The organism is Alteromonas portus (assembly GCF_005117025.1).
GTDB lineage: Bacteria > Pseudomonadota > Gammaproteobacteria > Enterobacterales > Alteromonadaceae > Alteromonas > Alteromonas portus.
Window position 1 is genome coordinate 93950 of the sequence record NZ_SWCO01000012.1, and the last position, 21008, is coordinate 114957.

21 protein-coding genes are annotated in these 21008 nt (G+C 45.5%); 4 read left to right on the forward strand and 17 right to left on the reverse strand.

All coding sequences use genetic code 11. The annotated features are described in order from the left end of the window. Positions 1 to 100: 100 nt before the first annotated feature. A complete protein-coding gene (locus E5672_RS19085) occupies positions 101 to 1135 on the forward strand; it encodes a LysR family transcriptional regulator (RefSeq protein WP_136783778.1) in 1035 nt (344 codons plus the stop codon). Between the two features lie 235 nt (positions 1136 to 1370). Here the strand turns inward: E5672_RS19085 and E5672_RS19090 are convergent, their stop codons facing one another. The 5 genes from E5672_RS19090 to E5672_RS19110 form a co-directional block, all read right to left on the reverse strand. Next, a complete protein-coding gene (locus E5672_RS19090; RefSeq protein ID WP_136783779.1) occupies positions 1371 to 2204 on the reverse strand; it encodes a class II glutamine amidotransferase in 834 nt (277 codons plus the stop codon). A 232-nt stretch (positions 2205 to 2436) separates the two neighbouring features. Further along, positions 2437 to 3576, reverse strand: coding sequence for a hypothetical protein (locus E5672_RS19095; protein WP_240692284.1), 1140 nt, complete (start codon positions 3574 to 3576; stop codon positions 2437 to 2439). A gap of 206 nt (positions 3577 to 3782) precedes the next feature. After that, positions 3783 to 4253 (reverse strand): inner membrane protein YiaA, encoded by a 471-nt coding sequence (gene yiaA, locus E5672_RS19100; RefSeq protein WP_136783780.1) that lies wholly within the window; start codon positions 4251 to 4253, stop codon positions 3783 to 3785. A 10-nt stretch (positions 4254 to 4263) separates the two neighbouring features. Further along, positions 4264 to 5073, reverse strand: coding sequence for a DUF2145 domain-containing protein (locus E5672_RS19105; protein WP_136783781.1), 810 nt, complete (start codon positions 5071 to 5073; stop codon positions 4264 to 4266). Between the two features lie 7 nt (positions 5074 to 5080). Further along, positions 5081 to 5485, reverse strand: coding sequence for a hypothetical protein (locus E5672_RS19110; protein ID WP_136783782.1), 405 nt, complete (start codon positions 5483 to 5485; stop codon positions 5081 to 5083). Between the two features lie 131 nt (positions 5486 to 5616). Between E5672_RS19110 and E5672_RS19115 the strand changes: the two genes are divergently transcribed. Beyond that, positions 5617 to 6351, forward strand: a complete 735-nt coding sequence (locus E5672_RS19115) for a helix-turn-helix domain-containing protein (RefSeq protein WP_136783783.1) — start codon at positions 5617 to 5619, stop codon at positions 6349 to 6351. A gap of 195 nt (positions 6352 to 6546) precedes the next feature. Here E5672_RS19115 and E5672_RS19120 read toward each other — a convergent pair whose 3' ends face one another. The 9 genes from E5672_RS19120 to rutA all read right to left on the reverse strand — a co-directional run bounded on the left by E5672_RS19120 (position 6547) and on the right by rutA (position 17111). Further along, entirely contained in the window at positions 6547 to 8049 is a 1503-nt protein-coding gene (locus E5672_RS19120) for an NCS1 family nucleobase:cation symporter-1 (protein WP_136783784.1), read from the reverse strand. A 332-nt stretch (positions 8050 to 8381) separates the two neighbouring features. After that, complete coding sequence (locus E5672_RS19125) at positions 8382 to 10700, reverse strand: TonB-dependent receptor (RefSeq protein ID WP_136783785.1); 2319 nt, start codon at positions 10698 to 10700, stop codon at positions 8382 to 8384. 303 nt (positions 10701 to 11003) lie between these two features. Further along, positions 11004 to 12494: a CoA-acylating methylmalonate-semialdehyde dehydrogenase gene (locus tag E5672_RS19130; RefSeq protein WP_136783786.1), complete on the reverse strand. Its 1491-nt coding sequence runs from the start codon at positions 12492 to 12494 to the stop codon at positions 11004 to 11006. 19 nt (positions 12495 to 12513) lie between these two features. Next, on the reverse strand, positions 12514 to 13044 hold the full coding sequence (locus tag E5672_RS19135; RefSeq protein ID WP_136783787.1) for a flavin reductase: 531 nt from the start codon (positions 13042 to 13044) through the stop codon (positions 12514 to 12516). Positions 13045 to 13066: 22 nt separating this feature from the next. Beyond that, positions 13067 to 13687 carry a malonic semialdehyde reductase gene (locus tag E5672_RS19140; protein ID WP_136783788.1) on the reverse strand — a complete coding sequence of 207 codons (621 nt, stop codon included), beginning with the start codon at positions 13685 to 13687 and terminating at the stop codon, positions 13067 to 13069. A 178-nt stretch (positions 13688 to 13865) separates the two neighbouring features. Continuing rightward, positions 13866 to 14714, reverse strand: coding sequence for a pyrimidine utilization protein D (gene rutD, locus E5672_RS19145; protein ID WP_205676515.1), 849 nt, complete (start codon positions 14712 to 14714; stop codon positions 13866 to 13868). Between the two features lie 58 nt (positions 14715 to 14772). Next, the gene (gene rutC / locus E5672_RS19150; protein ID WP_014950778.1) at positions 14773 to 15156 is read right to left on the reverse strand and encodes a pyrimidine utilization protein C; all 384 of its coding nucleotides are present in this window, start codon (positions 15154 to 15156) and stop codon (positions 14773 to 14775) included. A 132-nt stretch (positions 15157 to 15288) separates the two neighbouring features. Then, entirely contained in the window at positions 15289 to 16023 is a 735-nt protein-coding gene (gene rutB / locus E5672_RS19155; protein ID WP_136783789.1) for a pyrimidine utilization protein B, read from the reverse strand. After that, positions 16023 to 17111, reverse strand: coding sequence for a pyrimidine utilization protein A (gene rutA, locus E5672_RS19160; protein ID WP_136783790.1), 1089 nt, complete (start codon positions 17109 to 17111; stop codon positions 16023 to 16025). Before rutA ends, rutB begins: the two co-directional genes overlap by 1 nt. Positions 17112 to 17420: 309 nt before the next feature. On the opposite strand from rutA, the gene rutR reads away from it, so the two are divergent. Together rutR and E5672_RS19170 are read left to right on the forward strand one after the other, a co-directional pair. Further along, entirely contained in the window at positions 17421 to 18092 is a 672-nt protein-coding gene (gene rutR / locus E5672_RS19165) for an HTH-type transcriptional regulator RutR (protein WP_136783791.1), read from the forward strand. An 85-nt stretch (positions 18093 to 18177) separates the two neighbouring features. Beyond that, on the forward strand, positions 18178 to 18396 hold the full coding sequence (locus E5672_RS19170; RefSeq protein WP_136783792.1) for a VF530 family protein: 219 nt from the start codon (positions 18178 to 18180) through the stop codon (positions 18394 to 18396). Between the two features lie 39 nt (positions 18397 to 18435). Here the strand turns inward: E5672_RS19170 and E5672_RS19175 are convergent, their stop codons facing one another. The 3 genes from E5672_RS19175 to dinB all read right to left on the reverse strand — a co-directional run bounded on the left by E5672_RS19175 (position 18436) and on the right by dinB (position 20762). Then, the gene (locus tag E5672_RS19175; protein WP_136783793.1) at positions 18436 to 19326 is read right to left on the reverse strand and encodes an MBL fold metallo-hydrolase; all 891 of its coding nucleotides are present in this window, start codon (positions 19324 to 19326) and stop codon (positions 18436 to 18438) included. Between the two features lie 63 nt (positions 19327 to 19389). After that, positions 19390 to 19638 carry a DUF1653 domain-containing protein gene (locus tag E5672_RS19180; protein ID WP_136783794.1) on the reverse strand — a complete coding sequence of 83 codons (249 nt, stop codon included), beginning with the start codon at positions 19636 to 19638 and terminating at the stop codon, positions 19390 to 19392. A gap of 50 nt (positions 19639 to 19688) precedes the next feature. Continuing rightward, entirely contained in the window at positions 19689 to 20762 is a 1074-nt protein-coding gene (dinB, locus tag E5672_RS19185; protein ID WP_136783795.1) for a DNA polymerase IV, read from the reverse strand. Positions 20763 to 21008 lie beyond the last annotated feature (246 nt).

Below are 21008 nucleotides of genomic sequence, written 5' to 3' on the forward strand. Positions count from 1 at the left end.
CGAACACCGCTTAAGTGAATGTGCATTTATAGTAGCTAGACAAAGATGAAACTTGAAATTATTATATTTTCTAAATTTGATAATTTAAATTTATACAGCGATGATTAACCCTATTTGGCTAGATACCTTTATTACTTTAGTAGAAACGGGTAATTTTACGCGCACTGCTGAACAACGTTTTATGACGCAGCCGGGCGTAAGTCAGCACCTAAAGAAACTAGAAGAAGCATGCCAGTGTGAACTGGTGGTTCGTTTAAGCAAAGGGATTCAGCTTACAGAACAGGGCCAGCGTGTATATCAATACGCCAAAGAGCAACAGACAAAAGAACAAGACTTTATTGCCAGCTTAAAGTTCGACGCTCCTTTTGAAGGAAAATGTGTAGTAGCTTGTTCAGGTGCTATTGCTCAGCGTATTTACCCTGCTCTTTTGACACTACAAAAGCAGCATAGCGCGCTTAATATTCATGTGGAAGTCGCGCCTCGACGCACAATTTTAGCAGGCATAGCGAACAATACGCTTGAACTTGGCATTGTAACTAACCAGCCAGAGAGTGAAGATATACACAGCGAGTACTTAGGCGAAGAGGCGTTGGGGCTTATTCTACCGCGTAGCCTGCCTAATACGCTTACCGCACAGCTTTCTGAATTACCCATTAGTTCGCAGGGCTCTGTTTCAAGGTCTGGGTCTGCGTCGGCGTCGGGTTCGGGTTCGGGTTCGGGTGCAAAAGTAGCAAGCGTATCTGGCAAAGCAAAGAGCAAAACTGATGATGCTAGTTCGTTAAAAGACGTCCTTAACCATCTAGGGCTTATTAACCATCCAGATGCCATGCACTACTTGCAGCGCTATTTTAACGATTGCGGAGAACCAGAGTTAGCCAACGTCAATCCTAATAAACTCCCTCACACCGGCTACATCAATCAACTTTCGCAAATTTTGCTTCCGGTAAACGAAGGGTTAGGTTACACCGTGCTGCCCACCAGCACATTAGAATTTGTATCATTTGCCGACAGACTGTCCATCTACAAAGCCAAAAACGAGGTAACAGAGCCCCTATACAGTGTTCAAACACCCCACAGCGCACTACCCGCCCGCTACCAAGCAGTTAAACAAACCATCACACAAGTATTGGGTTAAAAATGGGGTCAGAGTACATTATCAAGCTAGCTAATCTGAATATTGGGGTCAGAGTACATTTTTACCTTGGGTTACCAACTAAGCGCTAAGACTTTAGAGAGCGGACTATAAAAGTTACTCTGACCCCATAGTTCAATTTTGGGGTCAGAGTACATTATTATACTGGCTTAACGACTAAACGTAGAGCTTTATGAGAGCGGAGCCATTAAAATTACTCTGACCCCACAATTCGTGATTAGTCGTGAAGCGAAGGGTCGGGCGCTACCATTTCGGCTTCTTTTTTATGTTCAGGAACATCCACTTTACCCGAGGCTATGACTTCGCCCTCCTGCCATAGCTTCCACTCGCCCCGTTCGTAGATATCCCAATGTTCATCATTGGTCAGCGGTTCTGTAGCTATAATGCTTACCACATCCTTAGGTGTGGTCTCAGCGGCAAAATCAATTTCTACTTCAACATCACTTAAACAAGCCGGGCCGAAAGGCGCTCTACGGGTAATGCTGGCTAGCTTCGTACTACAGAAGGTAAACAGCCAGTCGCCATTGCTCAGCAAGCAATTGAATACACCTTGCTGTGCATATTCTTGTGACAATGCCACCAGTGTTTCAGCTAACTGTTCAGGCATAGCGTCGCGGGGTAAATTCTGCCTAACATTATTCATAATGTCGCAGAAAAGCTCTTCGCTATCGGTATCCCCAACAGCCTCATAAATACCTGCTCGACGTGAGAAGTTGGGCAACTGCCCATTATGTGCAAACACCCAATAGCGACCCCAAAGCTCGCGAGTAAAGGGATGCGTGTTCGCCAGGTTAATATTACCTACATTAGCTTGCCGGATATGACAAATGGCATTTTTACTTTTGATAGGTAGCTTCGAAACAAAGTCAGCGATGGGTGACGTAGCGCAGGGCTCAGGGTCGTGAAACATACGAACGCCTTTTTCTTCGTAAAATGCAACGCCCCAGCCATCTTTGTGTGGCCCGGTTTCACCACCGCGGCGAGTCAGCCCGGTAAAACTAAAACATAGGTCAGTGGGAGTGTTCGCACTCATGCCTAAAAGTTCACACACAGCGTTTATTACCTATAGCAGTTATTTCATTAAGTACATCGAGAATACGCAAGCTTTTGGATTGAATCAATTCGACATAAGGTAGGAGTATCACATTCTGCCTGAGGTTCCATATTTGCCTTACAACTCGACGGAGATTGGGGTCAGAGTACTTTTTGAGGAAATGTACTCTGACCCCAATATTTTTTTGTTGCTGACCAGATAAACGTAGGTATTTTAAGACTTACAGTTTTTATTCGGCAGTTAAGAAGTAAACCTTTTGCGAGCCATCACCGTCAGCGACGTTCGCTGACGCCGTAATAGGTTTATATCTCGCGCTGTGCAGTGAAGGCTCAAGTTCCCTGTGAAGCAGCGAAGGGTTATCTACGCTTAGGTATAACGTTGATATACTCTCATTTAATAAAGCCATTCCAGAATAATATGCTTGAGGCCTATTGAAAGTAAGTTTGACGTTAGCTACTCCCCTTCCAAAGTGAAAGTCCTCTTTGGTTAAACTTCTACTCCACTCGCCAATTTCCATGCTTTCTATATTCGCTTTTGGAATTACTACCATTCCCCACCACGAGTTGTTCACTACAATCTTATCCTGACAAACATAGCAACTGTAATTTTTGCTCACCCGGTAGTTCGCGACAAACATGATCACTAGATAGAACACCAAGGTAGCAACCACTAAAGCAATAGTTTCACTGAATTGCGATAGCAATACATATGAGGCATAGGTTGTGACACTCAAAGCAATGAGTACGCCCAGTAAATGCCACCACTTACCAGAGAGTAACTTAAGGTGCACTGCGTTTTTTACATGCTTTTTACTGAAGCTAGGTATAGCGTAATACCAACTTGCCGGTTCGTGAGCCAACATTAAAGCAAGCTCTAGTTGCTTAGCCTCTTTGCTACCTTTTTCCGGCCCTTCTTCTTTTTCGTATTTTTCAAGCATGTGAATACGCGGGTCGCCACTTAGTTTACGTGCGCCCCAAAGTGCTTTTACGATAGTTACTAGTAGCACGACTTCAATGACCATCAACACAGCAATGATGGGGTATTTTAGGTAGCTAATAAAAGCAAAATAATGCGCAAGCTGCTCCGGATAGTTATAGCGAGCTATCAAGCTACTTAAGGAAAATATTAGCAGTACTTTCCAAAGAGCTTGTTCGCCAATACGGATAACCCAGAAGTAATACAAAACTGGCAGCACAAGGAAATAAACCAACGAAACAAGCGCCGTATTACGCCAGCTTGGCTCTGAAATGATATTGCTAAAGGTAAACGTAATGTCTGGCAAGGTACTCGGTAAAAACCATGTGCCTACGTAAAAACAAACCGCAGCAACAATTAAAAAAGCAATTCTGTATTTGACGGGTTTACGCATATTTCATCCCTGATGCGTTGAAGATAAGAAGCTAAATAATTGATACACAATACGAAAAAATGGGGTCAGAGTACATTAATTTGATGGCAGAGGTCGTCTAACGTTGGCGAAATGTACTCTGACCCCAAATCTTACGGGGGCAGAGTATATTAGTTTGGTGGCAGGGTCGTCTGACTTTGGTGAAATGTACTCTGACCCCGTTACTTTTATGCGGCTTTTACTTTGGTGGTTGTTTCAGGTTGTGAAACGTTAGTCTCTAATTGGGGTTCGACGCTACTTGGCTCGCTATGAGATTGGCTATCCCGAACATTCTTTTGAACCGTTATGGCGGCAAATAAGCCTAAGGTAAACGCCATTCCGAAAAAGCCTTTTTCACTTAATAAGAGTTCGGCGTTCAGTAACCCAATCACTAACAGTACAATGGCTGACCCAGTAGCTACTGCTGAAGCTAAAAAGTATGCTTTGGTTGTAGGTACACCTTCCATTTTATCACGCACCGTTTTTTGTAAGCTCACCACAGAAAACAAGCCAAATAGCATAATAGTGAAGTAATAGCCTTTTTCGTTAAGGGCCATAGGCGCATTGTACAAACCTATGAAATACGCACCTACGCCTACAATTAATGCTGCTAATGACGCGATTCGAAACGCTTTAGTGGGTTTATTTATGTGTTGCATAGTAAAACTCCTAAATATTCTGTATTTGACCCAGGTGGGTGAATGTAACGGCCTTACTTATTAGGTCGTACTGTTGCATGTAGCGAGCAAGACTACCGAAAGTGGTGGTTTCTATCTTGCGACCGTGATCTGATAGGGTTACGCCATCGCTGAACATACTTGCCAAGCCAAGTTTTGCGCGGCTCATGTTTACTTTTTGCGGTACAAAATGCGCTTTTGCATTTACCTTTAATTGTGCAATATCAGTAGTTGAGTAGATTGCAGCGTTCAAAACATCAAGGGTGTATTCTGTGCAGTTCTGGCGTTGGCTATTAAACGGGTTGGCCACTACCGAATAGCGAGTGTTGTGAAGCAGCTTAGCTTTGTCATCGCGATACAAATTCACTAACGCTTGCTGCACTTCCGTGGAAGGAATAATTATTCCTGCTTCAAGCGCATACGCGCCCCAGAAGAAATCTACAGGATAGTCGGTAATCAAATGACTTTTTCCCTGCTCTTCTGCATCTTGATACAAATTGTGTATTGCATAACCTTTCGCCGTACTACCGTCACTTAGTTGAATACTTGAGTAAATGGCAACGGCGGTATGAGTAAAGCGAATGCCTTTCGGCATATCCTCAATAGGTCTGCCACGTCTAGCAATGATAAAAGCTCTCGCCCCTTCATTTGCCGCATACTTTTCCACATTTTTAGAAAAAGTCGCAATCGCTTCTGGCGTAAAAGTGGGCTTACCATGCTGCTGGCTACCCGCGTATACGTCATGAATACTAGACATCAACAATACAAAGGCGAACCCGATTGAAGTTAAGTAGGCTTTCATGTTTCACCTACCGCTGAGTATTAGTTGTGGTTGTGATCACTTTAGTTTTGGTAGTAACCACTTGGTTTGGAGCTGGGTCGGCGGTAATAATGGTTTCAGTTATTACCAAAGGCTGGTTGTGCGCTACTGACGATTGATGGCTAGCCAGATGAAGGTTACGAGCGCTTTCATTCACAGCGCTTTCTACCACCGCGCTTCCGGCAACAACCGCACTTCCGGTCAATACTACCGGTACTGACACAACCGCACTTGCTACCGAAGCTGTTGTAGCTAAACCTTCAGAGGCAGCCAAAACACTGTGCTTACTGGCTTTGCCGCTATGGTCAAAAGAATCATCCGCCATTGCAGAATGGGTAAGAAGCGCACTACCAAGTAGTGCAGTTAACATCAATGTTGAACGTGTATTTTTCATATCACTTGCTCCTAGTTTGTTAAGACAACGTTTGTCTGAACACTTTCCACACTAGAACCAAGAATAAATTTCGTAAACCAAAATGATTAATGTAGTATTAATTTACACCACAAGTATAAAATATTAATACCATGAGCCAGATTAGTCTTGTGTACGACACCTTGAAGCAATGCTTACGGGAACAACGACTTACCTATAAACAGCTTGCAGAAGCGCTTAGTGTGAGCGAAGCGAGTGTTAAGCGTAACTTTTCGTTGCAGGCGTTCAGCCTTGATAAGTTAGAGCAAATTTGTGAGTGCTTAAATTTGTCATTAAGTGATTTATTTAGCCTTTCACAAAAACAGCAGGAGAAGATTTCGCAGCTGTCTGAACAGCAAGAAATGGAACTGCTCGCTAACCCCAAGCTATTACTTGCCGCGGTGTGTGTTCGTGACGGCTGGCGCTTTTCAGAACTCATCGAACATTACGATATTGATGAAGTAGAAGGCATTAAGCTAATGACGACCCTCGACAAGCTTAAGCTTATCGAACTGTTGCCGAACAACCGTTATAAGCTGCTTATCGCACAGGATTTTCGCTGGATACCAGGCGGTCCGCTAGAAAAATTTATGGAACAGGAAGTTATGGTGAAGTTTATGGACCCAAAGAAAAACGAACCTTGGATGTTCCGTTTTTATTTGCGCGGTCGCTATTCGCAAACCTCAGTTTCGATTATTCAGCGGCGCTTAGAGCAGCTTAGGCAAGAAGCAGCTAAACTCAGCAGTGAAGATAATGCCCTGCCGATTGAAGAGCGCCAACACATAGGGCTTTTAATGGCCATGCGGCCTTGGGAACCCTCACTTTTTGAAAACATGAAACGAAAATAACCCTGTCGAAGTATATTTGGGGGGTCAGAGTACATTTCGTAGAAAAGTACTCCGACCCCATTAGTCTACTACACAGAAAATTACTCTGACCCCGTTAGTTTACTACACAGAAAATTACTCTGACCCCGTTAGTTTACTACTCAGAAAAGTACTCTGACCCCATTATTTTTTGCGCAGAAATGTACTCTGACCCCATTATTGGGAGGCGCTTTTTGCCTGCATAGTGACGGGTACCCTGTTGGACAGCAGCAGGTATACCATGCTGGCAATGATTAACCCTACAAACCATGCGTAGGCGTAAAGCGTATCGAAAATGGCTGGCACGCTTTCTACAAAACCAGCTGCGTGCAGAAAACCCGGGATGTTGGGTAAAATGCCTATAACAAGGGCAGTCACACCTGCCATGTTCCAACCGTTGTTCGCGCCATATTCGCCACTGTGTTGAAACAGCGCATCTATGTTTAAGGTCGATTTTCTTAAGATAAAATAATCGGCAATCAATATACCCGCGATAGGGCCAAGCAGCGCAGAATACCCGGTAAGCCATGTAAATAAATAGCCCCCCGCTGTTTCAAGCAGCTTCCAAGGGAAGATAGCAACGCCGATACCAGCGGTTATATACCCCCCCATTTTAAAGCTTATTTTCGATGGCGCCATATTCGAAAAGCCATAGGCTGGGGCTACCATGTTAGCGGCTAAGTTTGTGGTTAGCGTTGCAAGTGCTAATGCTGCAAGCGCCAAGACCACGCCCATGCCGCCCATTCTGCCTGCAAGAGCCACAGGGTCCCAAATAGCTTCACCGTAAATGGTTACGGTTGCCGAGGTAACCGCTACGCCAATGAAGGCAAACAGTGCCATGGGTAAAGGCAAGCCAATAGCTTGGCCTAACATTTGGTCTTTCTGTGATTTAGCAAAGCGGGTGAAATCGGGAATATTCAAAGCCATGGTTGCCCAGAAGCCCACCATAGAAGTTAGACCCGCGAAGAAAGCTGTCCAAAACTGCCCTTCTTTAGCACCGCCTTCAACAAACTGAGACGGCGTTGACAACATTTCGCCAAACCCACCAGCATTTACGTATGCCCAACCAAGAAGCGCTAGCCCCATTAAGATCAAAAATGGTGCAGCAAAAGTCTCAAGCCAACGAATAGATTCAGTGCCGTGCTTAATAAAAACTAAGTGCATCGCCCAAAAGGCAAAAAAGCACAGAGTTTGAGTGATATCGATACCTAAAAACGGTAACGCTTGCCCCACAAATGCGTCGCCGCTGACGCTGTTTAGAATAACGTAAATAGCACTGCCGCCTACCCATGTGTTAATTCCAAACCACCCGCATGCCACAAGTCCACGAGCCAGTGCAGGAATCTTCGCGCCTTTGGTGCCAAATGCGCTACGTAATAATACGGGAAAAGGTAAGCCGTATTTTGCACCTGCATGACCAATTAGCATCATAGGTACAAGCACGATGATGTTGCCCAACAGCACGGTGATAACCGCTTGATACCAATTCATGCCTTCTGATACCAGGCCGGCAGATAAGAGGTAAGTTGGTACACAAACCACCATCGCAATCCATAATGCCGCATAGTCTTTCCACACCCAGGTTCTGGTTTCCGCGTTGGTTGGCGCTAAATCTTCATTCCATAAATCGCCATCGTAATGGGAAGGTTTTGTCATGGTCTGATTGTTGGTGTTATCCACGATCTATTTCCTTATTGGGTTTGCTATTACTTGTTGCTTCTTTTTACACAGCGTAATGCTCGGCAAAGCGGTAGGTTAAAAAATGCATCAGCACTCTCAACGGCGAAACGATTAGATTAGAGGCTCGCTGCTAACCTATATTGGGGCCTGCTGATCTTTGGTGTACAACAAAGGTCAACAGCCCCTAGCAAAAAAGAAAAGCAAAAACACTGCCGTTTCGCGCGCTTTAATAGTGCTAAAACTAAATACCGTTTTGTTGAAGCTGATATTCAGTTTTTTCTTAAAAACAGATGAAGCGCTTTATTTCATTGAATAAAGCGCAGCTAATAGACTTAAAAATTACGTCTTATTGTTACGCCATACGTCCTAGGTTTGGCATAAGAAATTTGTGACGTTCCATAAAACCCAGACACATCGAAGCCTATTAGTTCGTGGTCAGAGTCAAACAGGTTATCTACGTAAGCAGCTAGGCTCCATTTGTCTTGCCCATCTACCCACGTTAAGCGTGCATCTGCCGTAGCATAGCTGTCAATTTCATGAGCGGTAAAATTACGCGCATTGTGAAAAGTTTCAGACTGATAGTTTGCTGAAAGTTGAGCTGCCATATTGCCCTCAAAGGCATCCCAGTTGTAGCGAACCATGGCCGAGGCTTGATACTCTGGCGTAAATGGCGGCGTTGTATCAGCAAAGTATCCAGAGGCCACTTCTAGGTCTTCAACCACGGCATCGGTATAAGAGAAGTTAACCATTACATCTAAACTGTCTGTCGGCGTTAAGAATACCTCTAGCTCTACCCCGCTAAACGAAGCCTCTTCATTAGTCACCACGCCCGCATTATTCACCCATGAAAACGACTGATAATCGCTGTAATCATAGTAAAATACGTTAGCATTAAATACGCCGCTTCCCTGCATAAAGCTGTGCTTCAAGCCAGCTTCGTAGGAGGTTAGCTCTTCAGGCTCATAAAAACTGAACCCGCCAAATAAGGGCGCATTAAAACTCCCCGCTTTTACGCCACGATTAATTCCGGCGTAGTACAAACTATTGCCAATGCTATATTCCAATTGAAGCTTTGCAGACCATAAGTTTTGATCGTTACTTTGCTCTGTAGATTCTAGCGAAGGGGTGCTGGTGTCAATCTCAATAACTCGATCGTCGGTGTTCTCGTTCTGATAAACATTACCCACAAAGTCTTTATCTTCACGGGTATAGCGTAAGCCACCAACCAGAACAAGGTCGTCAGTCAAGCTATAGTCTATTTGACCAAATACAGAGTAAGATTCGGTTTCAAGAGACACTAAAGTGTTATTTTCTTCACCGCCCAAGAAAAAGGTAGTGGGTGAACCCGCCAAGCCCTGGCTATAGTCTGTATCGATAGACAGATAATAAAGCCCCCCAACCCATTTCAGGTCAGCAGTTTCACCAGAAAAGCGAAACTCTTGGCTAAACTGCTCTATCGTGCTGTTGGATTGGAAAATAAGTTCGGGTGACGCGGTTTGGTCGGAGTCGAGGCCAACGGTACGTTCAAATTCTTTATAATCAGACATAGCGAAGAAATCGAATTCTTCGAAGGCATAGTCTAATGTTGCTGCAAGGCCTTTCGATTTGATTTTGTTTTGATCATCAAAAGCGAAGTCTTTATTTACTTTATTACCCGAACCATCAGGGTCGAAGTTACCGTTGAAGTCGCCGCCTTGCACAGGACGGAAAGGGTCACCATTGAAGTTGCCGTCTACGCACGCGCCAGCCTGAATAGTGTCACAGCCTAGCGGGTCGTCAGCAGCATAAATAACGTCAATCACATTGCCGTCGGCATCTTTTACTTCTGTGGTATTGACCACCTGATACGGGCCTTCACTTTTGGTTGTATCAGACCAGTTACCGCTTAGTAGCAGCGAGCCTTCCTCACCAATATCAAACAGCAGTTGAGCACGAAACGCTTTGGTATCATCATTGTACCCATCTTCACCGCCTCCCACAGAACCTAAACGGGTATCAGGTGCAGCGCCGTCTTCATAAATATTCTCCAGGATCTCACCTTGCTGATTGGTAAATCCAGAAAAGCGACCGTAAATGCCGTCTGCTAGTTCGCCTGATATCGCTCCTTCAAAGCGGTATTGCTCGAAACGTGCGGCAGTAAACTCAGCATAACCCTCTGTATCGGCAGTAGGCTTGGCGGTAACCGTATTAACCAGTCCGCCTGTGGCATTTCTTCCGAATAATGTTCCCTGCGGGCCTTTAAGAATTTCGATGCGAGCTACATCGAATAAACCAAAGGTTTGTGCTTGAGTGCTGGCTAAATAGCCACCGTCGACATAAACCGCCACCGGCGCTTCCGCCAAGTCAGCGTAATCGTTTTGCACCACGCCTCGAATATTGAAAATGGCACGCTGACCACCTATATCACCGGCTAACGACACGCCAGGGGTAAACGCGATAAGTTCAGTACTGCTTTCAAGGCCAAGGGCTTCTAGTTGTTCACCAGAAAACGCGGTAATGGCAATCCCCACATCGCTTATATTCTCGTTGCGCTTTTGCGCGGTAACTTCAATACTTTCCCAAACATTCTCTGCAGCAAAGGCCGCTGGCGTACCGAACGCCATAGCTACGGTTAACGCCAGCAGACGCTTGTGTGTGTTTAACGTATGCATGTTTTACTCTCGTTTATATTTCTTTTTAACAAGCCTTGCGGCGGTGTTGTCCCGATATTTTTTTGTAAGAGTAACGGTCGACGTGAACTGCATATCGATTGCCACTGGGGTGCAAGCCAAAGGCAGGACTGGAGAGGAACTGCCGAAGGCTTGCGGTTTAAAATTGTTATTATTGATGGCTCACTGTTAAGCCTAATTTTCTGTTCTTTTACCTGCTGTAAATAGCGAGTTGCCATGAGGGCTGCCTAGCTATTTCGCGGGGGCAAAGTTCTCATGGTCAGTTAAAACCAATACACCAAGGTATTAACTTGGAAATGAAAAACTCACGCCTTCTCGAACGCCACTTGAAGGCCAACGCTGAGTAATAGTTTTGCGTTTGGTGTAAAAGCGTACGCCATCCGGGCCATATGCGTGAAGGTCACCAAAGAGTGAGCGCTTCCACCCACCAAAGCTGTGATAAGACACGGGCACGGGCAGTGGTACGTTTATGCCTACCATGCCCACTTGGATATTGTCTGAGAAGTAACGGGCAGCCTCGCCATCACGGGTGAAAATACAGGTACCATTGCCGTACTCATGGTTGTCAATGAGTTGCATGGCTTGTTCCATACTGTCAACGCGCATGACTTGTAGTACAGGTCCAAAAATTTCAGCCTTGTAGCTGGCCATTTCAGGCGTAACCTTGTCGATAAGCGTTGCACCTAAGAAGAACCCCGTCTCGTAGCCTTCTACGCTAGGGTCTCTGCCATCTACGACCACATCTGCGCCTTGCTCAGCCGCACTGCTAATGTACCCTTCTACTTTCTCTTTGTGCTGAAGAGTAATAAGCGGACCGAAATCGTTAGTCGCATCGTCAAAAGCCCCTACTTTTAAGCCTTTCATGGCTGATTGCATTTTATCTACAATTTCATCTGCCACTTTATCGCCTACGGCAACCACGACAGACAACGCCATGCAGCGCTCGCCTGACGAGCCAAAAGCAGCACCTAAAAGCTGATTCACTGCGTTGTCGATGTCGGCATCAGGCATTACAATAGCGTGATTTTTAGCGCCACCTAATGCTTGGCAGCGCTTGCCATTAGCATTGGCTTTCGAATAGATGTATTCGGCGATGGGCGTTGAACCCACAAAACTCACCGCTTTAATGCGCTCGTCATCTAGTATTTGATCAACCGCTTCTTTGTCGCCGTTTATAACGTTAAAAACGCCGTCGGGTAGCCCTGCTTCTTTGAGTAGCTTGGCTAAGTAAATGGCGCAGCTTGGATCTCGCTCAGAGGGTTTTAAAACAAAGGTGTTGCCGCATACAATGGCAAGCGGAAACATCCAAAGGGCCACCATGGCCGGAAAGTTAAATGGTGTAATTCCCGCCACCACGCCAAGAGGCTGAAACTCGCTCCAAGAGTCTATGCTTGGCCCAACATTTTTACTGTGCTCGCCCTTTAACAACTGGGGTGCACCACAGGCAAACTCAACATTCTCGATACCGCGCTGTAATTCGCCTGCCGCGTCGTGGCTTATCTTGCCGTGCTCCGCACCAATTAACGCAATAATTTCATCGGCATGCTCTTCAAGTAAGCTTTTAAATTTGAACATAACGCGAGCGCGCTTACTCACTGGCGTATTACGCCACTCAACAAACGCATTTTGCGCGCTGACGATAGCGTCGTTTACCGTCGCTTTTGATGCCAGTAAAACCAGCTTTTCTGCCTCGCCCGTCGCTGGGTTATAAACATCTTGCATGCGCCCCTTTGGGGTACAGGTTTCACCGTTAATAAAGTGGCCTACTACTTTCATTATTTGTCTAATCCTTTAATTATGCGTCTTTGCACGCGCTGTGATAGCCGCGCTGATAATACAAAAGCGCGTCGGCTTCTGGGTCTTGCTTGATATCCACCACCTGGCAAAAAATAACGTCGTGAGTGGCCACACTTTTAACGTCTGTAATAATGCAATCGAAGCTAACTGCAGCATCGGCAAGCCTTGGGCAACCGGTCGTCGATTCCACCCAATCACCAATTTCAAAGCGTTCGTTCATGGGTGCTTTGCCACCAAACGTGTTTGAAATTAACTGATGCTGTGAGGTAAGGGTGTTGATAACCAAATGCGTGCTGTTTTTAAAAACCTGATGTACAGACGCACCGCGATTCAAACAAACCAGCAAAGTTGCAGGGGTATCGCTTACGCTACATACGGCGGTCGCCGTGAAGCCTGCACGCCCTTCTGGGCCAGTGGTTGTAACGACGTTTACCGCTGCCGCTAAACTCGACATACCTTCTCGATAAGCTTCGGGAGTTACCGGGGGTAGCACTTCTGTTACTGCGTTTTTTATTGCTGTAATAGTCATACAAATATCCTTTAAGTTGGCGTTACACGATTTGGCAGGCTTGCTCGAAACTTAAACGAGGTAAGCGTTTATGTACTTTCTCTTTATCGCCGTAGCCAATGTTCAGTAAGAAATTCACCTTCCACGTGCTATCTGAAAAGAAAGTCTCGTTGAGTAATGTGGGGTTGAAACCAGACATGGCGCCAGCGTCAAGGCCTAAGGCACGAACGGCGCTTATTAAGTAAGCCCCTTGCATAGAACTATTGCGCATGGCAGTCTCATAGGCCGCTTCTGGGCTTGAAGTAAACCAGCTTTTCGCATCTGCATAAGGGAATAAGGTAGGAAGCTCTTCGTAGAACTCTTCGTCGTATGCCACAATAACCGTACAGGGTGCGGTCATGGTTTGCTCAACGTTACCGCTTGAAAGGCAAGGTTTGAGCTTTTCTCTCCCTTCATCTGAGGTAATGAAAACAAATCGCGCTGGACTACAATTTGCCGATGTCGAGCCTACTTTTACTAAGTCGTACAGCTGTTTCAACACGGCTTCTGAAATAGGTTTGTCGTGCCATTTGGTGTGGGTATGCGCATCGGTAAAGAGTTGGGCTAGTCCAGCCTCGTCAAGCGGGCTAGTTGCTTTAAACTCTGTATTTTGTGTATCAGTCATTTTAAATTCATTCCAGTTTTATCAAATCTTTTAAACACTGCGCTATGTTTTCGTTTTTTACGCTTAGCGCTTTTTTAGCCATCACGTCATTGAGGCTGTAGCTTTGCAGCTTGTTTACAATGCATACGCCTCATCAGCTATAAAACACTCTAAAGCCAGATTCAGTGTCACGGGTACGTTAGGCCACTTGCCTCAAATACCCTCGCAACAGTTCATTAAACGCAATTGGGTTTGTGATGCTTGATGCATGCCCGCCGTATTCCATCACCGACAATTCGGCGTTGGGCATAGCTTCAGCCAACATCTGTGAACGCTGCCACGGCACCAAGGTGTCGTCTTTGTTGGCAAGTGCTAGCGTTGACGTGGTGATGGTGTGCAAACTTTTATCGATATCGAACGCACTAAGAGCACCAATGCGGGCAAGCAGATTGTTTACGTCTGGGAAGTGGTTGAGTGAATGGGCCTCTTCCTCTTCCAAGTGGGCAGCATTTGCGGCTATCCAATCAGGCGGAAACAGCAGCAGCGCCTGAAGTTGCAGATACATGTCTTTTCTGTCTGCGGCCAATAATGCTTTGCGTATGTTAAAGCAGCGCAATGTGTGCGGATTTGCACTGCTCCATGCGTTTACCAGTACTAAACTTTGTAAAAGCTTAGGTTCAGACAAAGCAAGCTCAAGCCCCACCAAACCACCCAGCGCGTGACCGACGAAATGGCACGCTTGCACTTCGAGTTTTTTAAGAAGTGCAGCGAGTTCATCCGCCATATGTGAAATGCTGTAATTCGCTGGCAAGTCACCCACACTTTTGTTGGTGCCATAGTGATCGTAAGTGATCACTCTGTAGTCTTGGGCAAAGTCACCCAGTTGCGGCTGCCAAAATTTAGCTGCCCCGCCCAGCCCTGAACTAAACACAATCGTGGGGGCGTCGGGCGACGTTAGACCGTGTACTTCGTAATGTAACTTGTTACGCATTTCGCCGTTCATTTCGCCGCTAATGTGGGCGTAGCCTGCCTGCGCATCAGAATGCATAAAGCTCACCTATATAAAACCAATGGGCGTAGTTCATGGGTAGTCCAAACATAACCGTCTACCCAATGTGCGCTACAGATGCGATTTCAATTAAGGCCTCTGGCTTTACCAGCCCAACTTTAATGCAGTAGCGCGCCGGCTTTTCACCTGGAAAGTATTCGGCGTACACCTTGTTTACCGCGGCGTAGTCATCCCAATCGGTAATGAAAATTGAGTTGAAGGTGACGTCATCCATAGTGCCGCCTGCTTCTTCGATGACGCTTTTAATGGTTTCTAAAACGTGGCGCGTTTGTGCCTCAGCATCGCCCACGTGGACTACATCGTTGTTTTCGTCAAACGGTAAGGTACCTGACACATACAGAATATTGTCAGCCATAGAGCCTGGAACAAAAGGGGCTATTGGCGTTGATGTACCTGCTGGAATAATGGCTTTCTTTGGCATGTTCTTATCCTTTCCATTGCGCTTTCTATGCATTGCTGCCTAGCGCCTATAAATGGTTTATTTCAAATCGTGCAAACTGATTTATCGCGTTGTTTTTGTCTGCGTGGCTAGTAGATGCTAAGAAGAAAGCACCTAACTCGCCCCTTCAAACACTTCACAAAACTGCGCGGTAGTAGACACCCACCCGAAAAACGTCTGAATGTTGAAAAGTGAGGCCTCGTGAATATCTGGCGGGCCAGCTTGATATGCCGCATCGGCCAGCACCACACCAAAATATTCCAGGTGAAAGCCATCGCGCAGCGTCGACTCCACACACACGTTAGTGGCAATGCCGGTAAACACTAAGTTGCGAATACCGCGTGCGCGCAGCATGCTGTCTAAATTAGTATTGTAAAAACCGCTGTAACGGGTTTTCGGTATAACGATGTCGCCATCTTGAGGCTTTAGGGCATCGACAAGCGCGTAATCCCATGTCCCCTTGGCGAGCAAACTGCCCTTAAGTTCTGGTTGTTTACGCATGGTTTTAAGGGCATTAGATTTGTACCAGTTCGGCGAACCTGGGCCGCCTGCCTCTTTATAGTCGGCATCCCACCCATTTTGTAAAAACACCACAGGCATACCAGCAGCCCGTGCGGTTTCCAGTACCTTAACGGTATTCTCAATGACTGGTGCCGTGGTAGACACATCAAAACCCGCTTTATCTAAGTAACCGTTTTTACTGGCATAAGCGTTTTGCAAATCCACCACTATTACAGCAGTTTCCGCAGGGTTTAACGTCAACGGTTCAGGCTTAGCTGGTAGTACGGGCTGCCCTGTTTGACGTGCTTGAAAGCACCCTGACACTTCAAATACTTCACCGGCAGACATTAGGCTGCTCCCGATGTTTCAAGTAGATGCTGACGGGACTTCATTAACGGCTGAATTTTAGTGCCGAAATCATCCATACCTTTAAGGAAGTCATCAAAGGTAAGCAATACACCTTCACAGCCTGGCACTGTGGCTATTTCATCAAGCATAGAAGCGACTGATTCGTAAGAACCAACAAGGGTACCCATATTCAGGTTTACTGCTGAGGTTGGGTTGGTCATGTCTCGGATATTAGTGTCTTTACCCGATTTCTTATCAGCGGCCCCTTGCGTTGCCATCCAATCTAACGCTGACTGATCTTTACCTTCTTTATAGCTTTCCCATTTAGCCATCGCTGCTTCGTCGGTTTCATCAGCAATGACCATGATAAGTACCGCAGAGCCAACGCTGCGACCGTGCTTTTCAGCCGCTTCGGTTAAGCGCGCTGCTGTGGGTGCGAAAGCGGTAGGTGTATTCACACCTTTACCGAAACAGAAGTTATAGTCGGCATGACGGGCCGAGAAATCCATACCAGCCGCACTTTGGCCCGCACAGATGAGAGGAATTTTTCGCTGTGGTTTAGGTAGCATACGGCAGTCATCCATTTGGAAATGCTCACCTTTAAAGTCGCTTTTTCCGGTTTCCCACAACTCTTTCACTACTTTGATGTACTCATCTAAATATTCGTAGCGGTTACCGAAAAATTCATCGCCCGGCCACATGCCCATTTGTGAGTATTCAGGGCGTTGCCAGCCAGTCACTAGGTTTACGCCAAAACGACCGTTAGAAATAGAATCGATAGTAGTCGCCATGCGCGCCATGATCGCAGGCGGTAAGACTAACGTGGCAGCCGTAGCATACAGCTGTATTTTTGAGGTAACGGCCGCAAGACCAGCCATTAACGTAAACGACTCTAAGTTGTAGTCCCAAAATTCAGTTTCACCGCCAAAACCGCGAAGTTTGATCATAGAGAGCGCAAAGTCCATATCGTACTTTTCAGCCTTCATTACAATCTCTTTGTTGAGATCGAATGATGGTTTGAACTGAGGCGAATTTTTAGAAATTAACCAGCCGTTGTTACCAATCGGAATAAATACACCTATATCCATGTTGTTCCCTCTGCTTGTCTGCGTTTTAAGCGGTTTACCCCGCTTTTTTTAAGGTTGCCGAATTCAAAACATTGAAGTGGCGGTATACATAGTAAACAGCATAAAGCAGGCCAATTTATTTATTTGTTAATTTTCATGGGCTTACAAAATCCACACCTTGAAATTAGACCTATTGGTTCAATTTGGAACACCCAGTCCAGTGCAACTGAACTTAATTGGTGCATATTTGTGCAAATGGGTTTATAGGTTAGAAAACTGCGCGTAAACTATGCGCCAGATTGCAGAAATCCGGTTAAGAAGAATTGAGTAGTGAGTAAATCTGAAGACCAACTAAGTACAAAAACAGCAAGAGCTTTTAGCCCTACTACCCAGAAACGAAGAGAAAAGGCGCTATTAGAAAAGCGCACCCGCATTATGGATGCTGCCCTTTCTCTGTTTTCAAAAAACGGCGTAAGTGGCACAACGGTAGAACAAGTATCGGAATTAGCGAATGTCTCAAAAAGTAACTTACTGTATTACTTTAAAAGTAAAGACGGCCTTTATTTGTCAGTTATCACTCACCTATTAGATGTGTGGCTAACGCCACTGCAAAGCTTTTCAGCAGAACAAGCGCCCATAGAAACCCTAAGCGACTACATTAAAGTAAAACTTGAAATGTCGAGAGACAACCCCGCTGAATCTAAGCTTTTTTGTATGGAAGTGGTACAAGGTGCACCGCTTTTAATCAAGGAATTAGAAACGCCGCTTAAAGCATTGCTGGATGCGAAAAGTGCCGTTATTAACGAATGGATAGAAGCGGGTAAGTTAAAGCCTGTAGACCCATTACATTTGATTTTCAGCATTTGGGCCATTACGCAGCACTACGCCGATTTCAGCGTGCAGATTAAAGCGGTCACCGGAAAAGATTTGAGCGATCCGGACTTCTTCGATAGCACGCTTAGTAACATTCAGCACATTATTTTAGATGGGCTGAAGCCTTAAATGGAAATGGGGTCAGAGTAATGACTCTGACCCCATTGTTTGTGATAAACTAAAACATAGAGTAAATGCAAATCAGCGGCACATTATGGACCAACAACCCAACAATCCCCTACACGGCTTAACGCTTGAAAAAATTGTGACACAACTTCATGAGCGCTACGGTTGGGACGGGTTGTATTACCGTATAAGAGTGAACTGCTTTAACAACGACCCTTCGATTAAATCTTCTCTTAAGTTTCTTAGAAAGACCCAGTGGGCGCGAGACAAAGTAGAACAGCTCTATATTCAAACGTTTAGTGATTAGAATAGCGTAGCGTTTTACACTGACCCCATTATTTCTAGCCTAAGCGTCTTTGTAGAGTGTAGTTATCCACTTCTCTTCGGTAATAAAGTTCCAGCTCCAATCAGCCCACTTTTCATCCAAGCCCATCGCTTTAACTTCATCAAGGGTTTTGCCGTCCTGCTTAAGTGCCTTAACGTAGTTGAACGTTTCGCTGATCATAGCTAAAAACGCGGTGTATTCTTGTTTGTTACTAATGTCACCGTGACCGGGAATGATAATGGTCTGGTCATTTATTTTTGCCAGCAACTGCTCTACCGATTCCATGTAGCCTTCTACATTGCCACCTGCACCTTGGTCAATGTAGGGAAAACGACCATTGAAGAATAAGTCGCCCGTGTGCATAACGTTGGGTTGCTCAAACCACACTACGCTATCGCCATCAGTGTGACCTACCGCTAAATGCATTACATGCAGGGTTTCACCATTAAAGTAAATTTTTATCCCATCTTCATAGGTAATGGTTGGCAGGGCTTCGGGCTTTATCTTCTCGTCGTTGGCTAGCCGAATGCGCACATTCTCATGGGCAAGAATAGTTGCCCCCTTATGACTATGGAAAAATGCATTAGAACCTGTGTGATCGCCGTGATAATGCGTATTTATCACATATTTAGGCTTATCGCTGCCTAGTTCACCAAGCTGTGCTGCTATTTTTTCAGCCAGTGGCGCAAATTGATCGTCGATGATAAGAACACCGTCTTCCCCAGCTGATACGCCAATATTTCCACCTGCGCCTGTAAGCATGTGCACAGAGCCTTTTATCGCGGTTGCCTTTACTTCAACATCGGCGAACCTGTCTTGTGCATTTGCGGGATGAACCGATGAATAAATTAACGGGCTTGCAGCTAAGAGTGCGGCCATGATGTGGGCGCTAAAACGAGGGGCAGTTTTCATTATTATTTCCTTGTAAGAAGCCTGTTTAAATAAGACCTTTTACACTATGACCTAATTTCACAATTAGATCATTTTTTCATCTTCAGGGATATTACCTACATAAGCAAAACGAGGGAGTGTCTCTCCGTCTTTTTCTACTGACTCTAAAAACATATCCAGTGGGCGAACCCATAACGCCTTTTCGCCATAACACGGCCGATATACCACTAGCTTGCTTTCGTCTTCTGAGTGGGTGGCGACTTCGTAAACATCGTATAAATTGCCTTTATAATGCTTGTAACGACCGGGGGTTTTAAGTTGTTTTGAGTCCATAGTGACCTTCGAGATATATGTTGCGTCAGAGAATAAGGCGCTAGTGTTAATTAAGTCTGCTCAAAAGGCAAAACCAGCTGTTGTGTTGCTTGGTCGGCGGCGAGGCCTATATGCACGCCAACAAGACGGATACCACGGCCTGTTGCTCGCTCAAAAGCTTCCTGCATTAACGTGTGAAAATAAGCTTCATCTAGCGTGGCACAGCGATGCTCAACAGTGGTTAGCTGAAAGTCGTTAAACTTAAGCTTTACGCCTTGGGTGCGAATACGCACAGGCTTGCCCGTCCGCTTCTTATGGTTTTCCATTCGTTCTTGAAGCTTTTCAAACAAGTGAGGCAAAAAGTCGATGCATTGCTCAATAGTGTGTATATCTTCACTTAGCGTGCGCTCTACGCCTATAGACTTGCGCTCTCGCGATACTGACAACTCTCGCTCATCAATGCCATGAGCCCGTTCCCACAGTACACTACCGAACTTGCCCAGTTCTTTTTGAATTCGCTCAAAAGGATACTGGCGAACATCGTTACAGGTATTAAGCCCCATACGCTGAAGCTTTTGCATAGTAACTTTGCCCACGCCTGGAATTTTCTTTAGCGGCATTTCGCGTACAAACGCATCGAGATTATTGGGCGTGATCACACAAATGCCGTTGGGCTTGTTTTCATCACTGGCTACTTTCGCCACGAATTTGCAAGGCGCGACCCCTGCTGAAGCGGTAAGACCTAACTCGCTTTCAATACGAGCGCGTATTTCTTCAGCAATTAACGTGGCACTGCCCCCACAAAACTCACTATTGGTCACGTCCAAATAGGCTTCATCTAATGATAGGGGCTCAATAAGGTCAGTGTAGTCAGCAAAAATCTTACGTATTTTTTGCGACTCGGCAGCGTATACATCCATACGCCCCTTAACCAGGGTTAAATTCGGACACAGCTTTAGGGCATACGCAGTAGCCATAGCTGAGCGCACACCGAATTTTCGAGCGGGATAATTACAGGTAGAGATAACACCGCGGCGGTCGGCACTTCCACCAATAGCGATGGGAATATTGCGCAAAGCTGGGTTGTCGCGCATTTCAACTGCGGCGTAAAAACAATCCATGTCGACGTGGATAATTTTTCGCATTACCTGCCTTTGTTCTTAACGTGCTTACACGAAACTGTACAAAAAGACAGTATATTATCAATAGCGTTTAATTACACTACCTCGTTTGGATTATTAACGAGATTGATTGGACCCCGCTCTTTTTCATAAACGGTTTAAGTTAAAACGAGTGTTTTTTACAGAACGTTACCAGAATTAAAGTACTAAACAAAAAAGCGGCGGCACACCAACATTGATGTGTCGCCGCTCAATTATGTAAACGCCAAA

Bases quoted from the DNA above. Each gene is read 5' to 3' on its own strand.
- rutD (WP_205676515.1), bottom strand. From the start codon at position 14,714: ATGCATTCTGATGCGCAGGCAGGCTACGCCCACATTAGCGGCGAAATG.
- E5672_RS19170 (WP_136783792.1), top strand. From the start codon at position 18,178: ATGGACCAACAACCCAACAATCCCCTACACGGCTTAACGCTTGAAAAA.
- E5672_RS19130 (WP_136783786.1), bottom strand. From the start codon at position 12,494: ATGAAAGTAGTAGGCCACTTTATTAACGGTGAAACCTGTACCCCAAAG.
- rutA (WP_136783790.1), bottom strand. From the start codon at position 17,111: ATGGATATAGGTGTATTTATTCCGATTGGTAACAACGGCTGGTTAATT.
- yiaA (WP_136783780.1), bottom strand. From the start codon at position 4,253: ATGCAACACATAAATAAACCCACTAAAGCGTTTCGAATCGCGTCATTA.
- E5672_RS19125 (WP_136783785.1), bottom strand. From the start codon at position 10,700: ATGCATACGTTAAACACACACAAGCGTCTGCTGGCGTTAACCGTAGCT.
- E5672_RS19085 (WP_136783778.1), top strand. From the start codon at position 101: ATGATTAACCCTATTTGGCTAGATACCTTTATTACTTTAGTAGAAACG.
- E5672_RS19110 (WP_136783782.1), bottom strand. From the start codon at position 5,485: ATGAAAAATACACGTTCAACATTGATGTTAACTGCACTACTTGGTAGT.
- E5672_RS19105 (WP_136783781.1), bottom strand. From the start codon at position 5,073: ATGAAAGCCTACTTAACTTCAATCGGGTTCGCCTTTGTATTGTTGATG.
- E5672_RS19175 (WP_136783793.1), bottom strand. From the start codon at position 19,326: ATGAAAACTGCCCCTCGTTTTAGCGCCCACATCATGGCCGCACTCTTA.
- E5672_RS19095 (WP_240692284.1), bottom strand. From the start codon at position 3,576: ATGCGTAAACCCGTCAAATACAGAATTGCTTTTTTAATTGTTGCTGCG.
- E5672_RS19135 (WP_136783787.1), bottom strand. From the start codon at position 13,044: ATGACTATTACAGCAATAAAAAACGCAGTAACAGAAGTGCTACCCCCG.
- dinB (WP_136783795.1), bottom strand. From the start codon at position 20,762: ATGCGAAAAATTATCCACGTCGACATGGATTGTTTTTACGCCGCAGTT.
- rutB (WP_136783789.1), bottom strand. From the start codon at position 16,023: ATGTCTGCCGGTGAAGTATTTGAAGTGTCAGGGTGCTTTCAAGCACGT.
- E5672_RS19140 (WP_136783788.1), bottom strand. From the start codon at position 13,687: ATGACTGATACACAAAATACAGAGTTTAAAGCAACTAGCCCGCTTGAC.
- rutC (WP_014950778.1), bottom strand. From the start codon at position 15,156: ATGCCAAAGAAAGCCATTATTCCAGCAGGTACATCAACGCCAATAGCC.
- E5672_RS19180 (WP_136783794.1), bottom strand. From the start codon at position 19,638: ATGGACTCAAAACAACTTAAAACCCCCGGTCGTTACAAGCATTATAAA.
- E5672_RS19115 (WP_136783783.1), top strand. From the start codon at position 5,617: ATGAGCCAGATTAGTCTTGTGTACGACACCTTGAAGCAATGCTTACGG.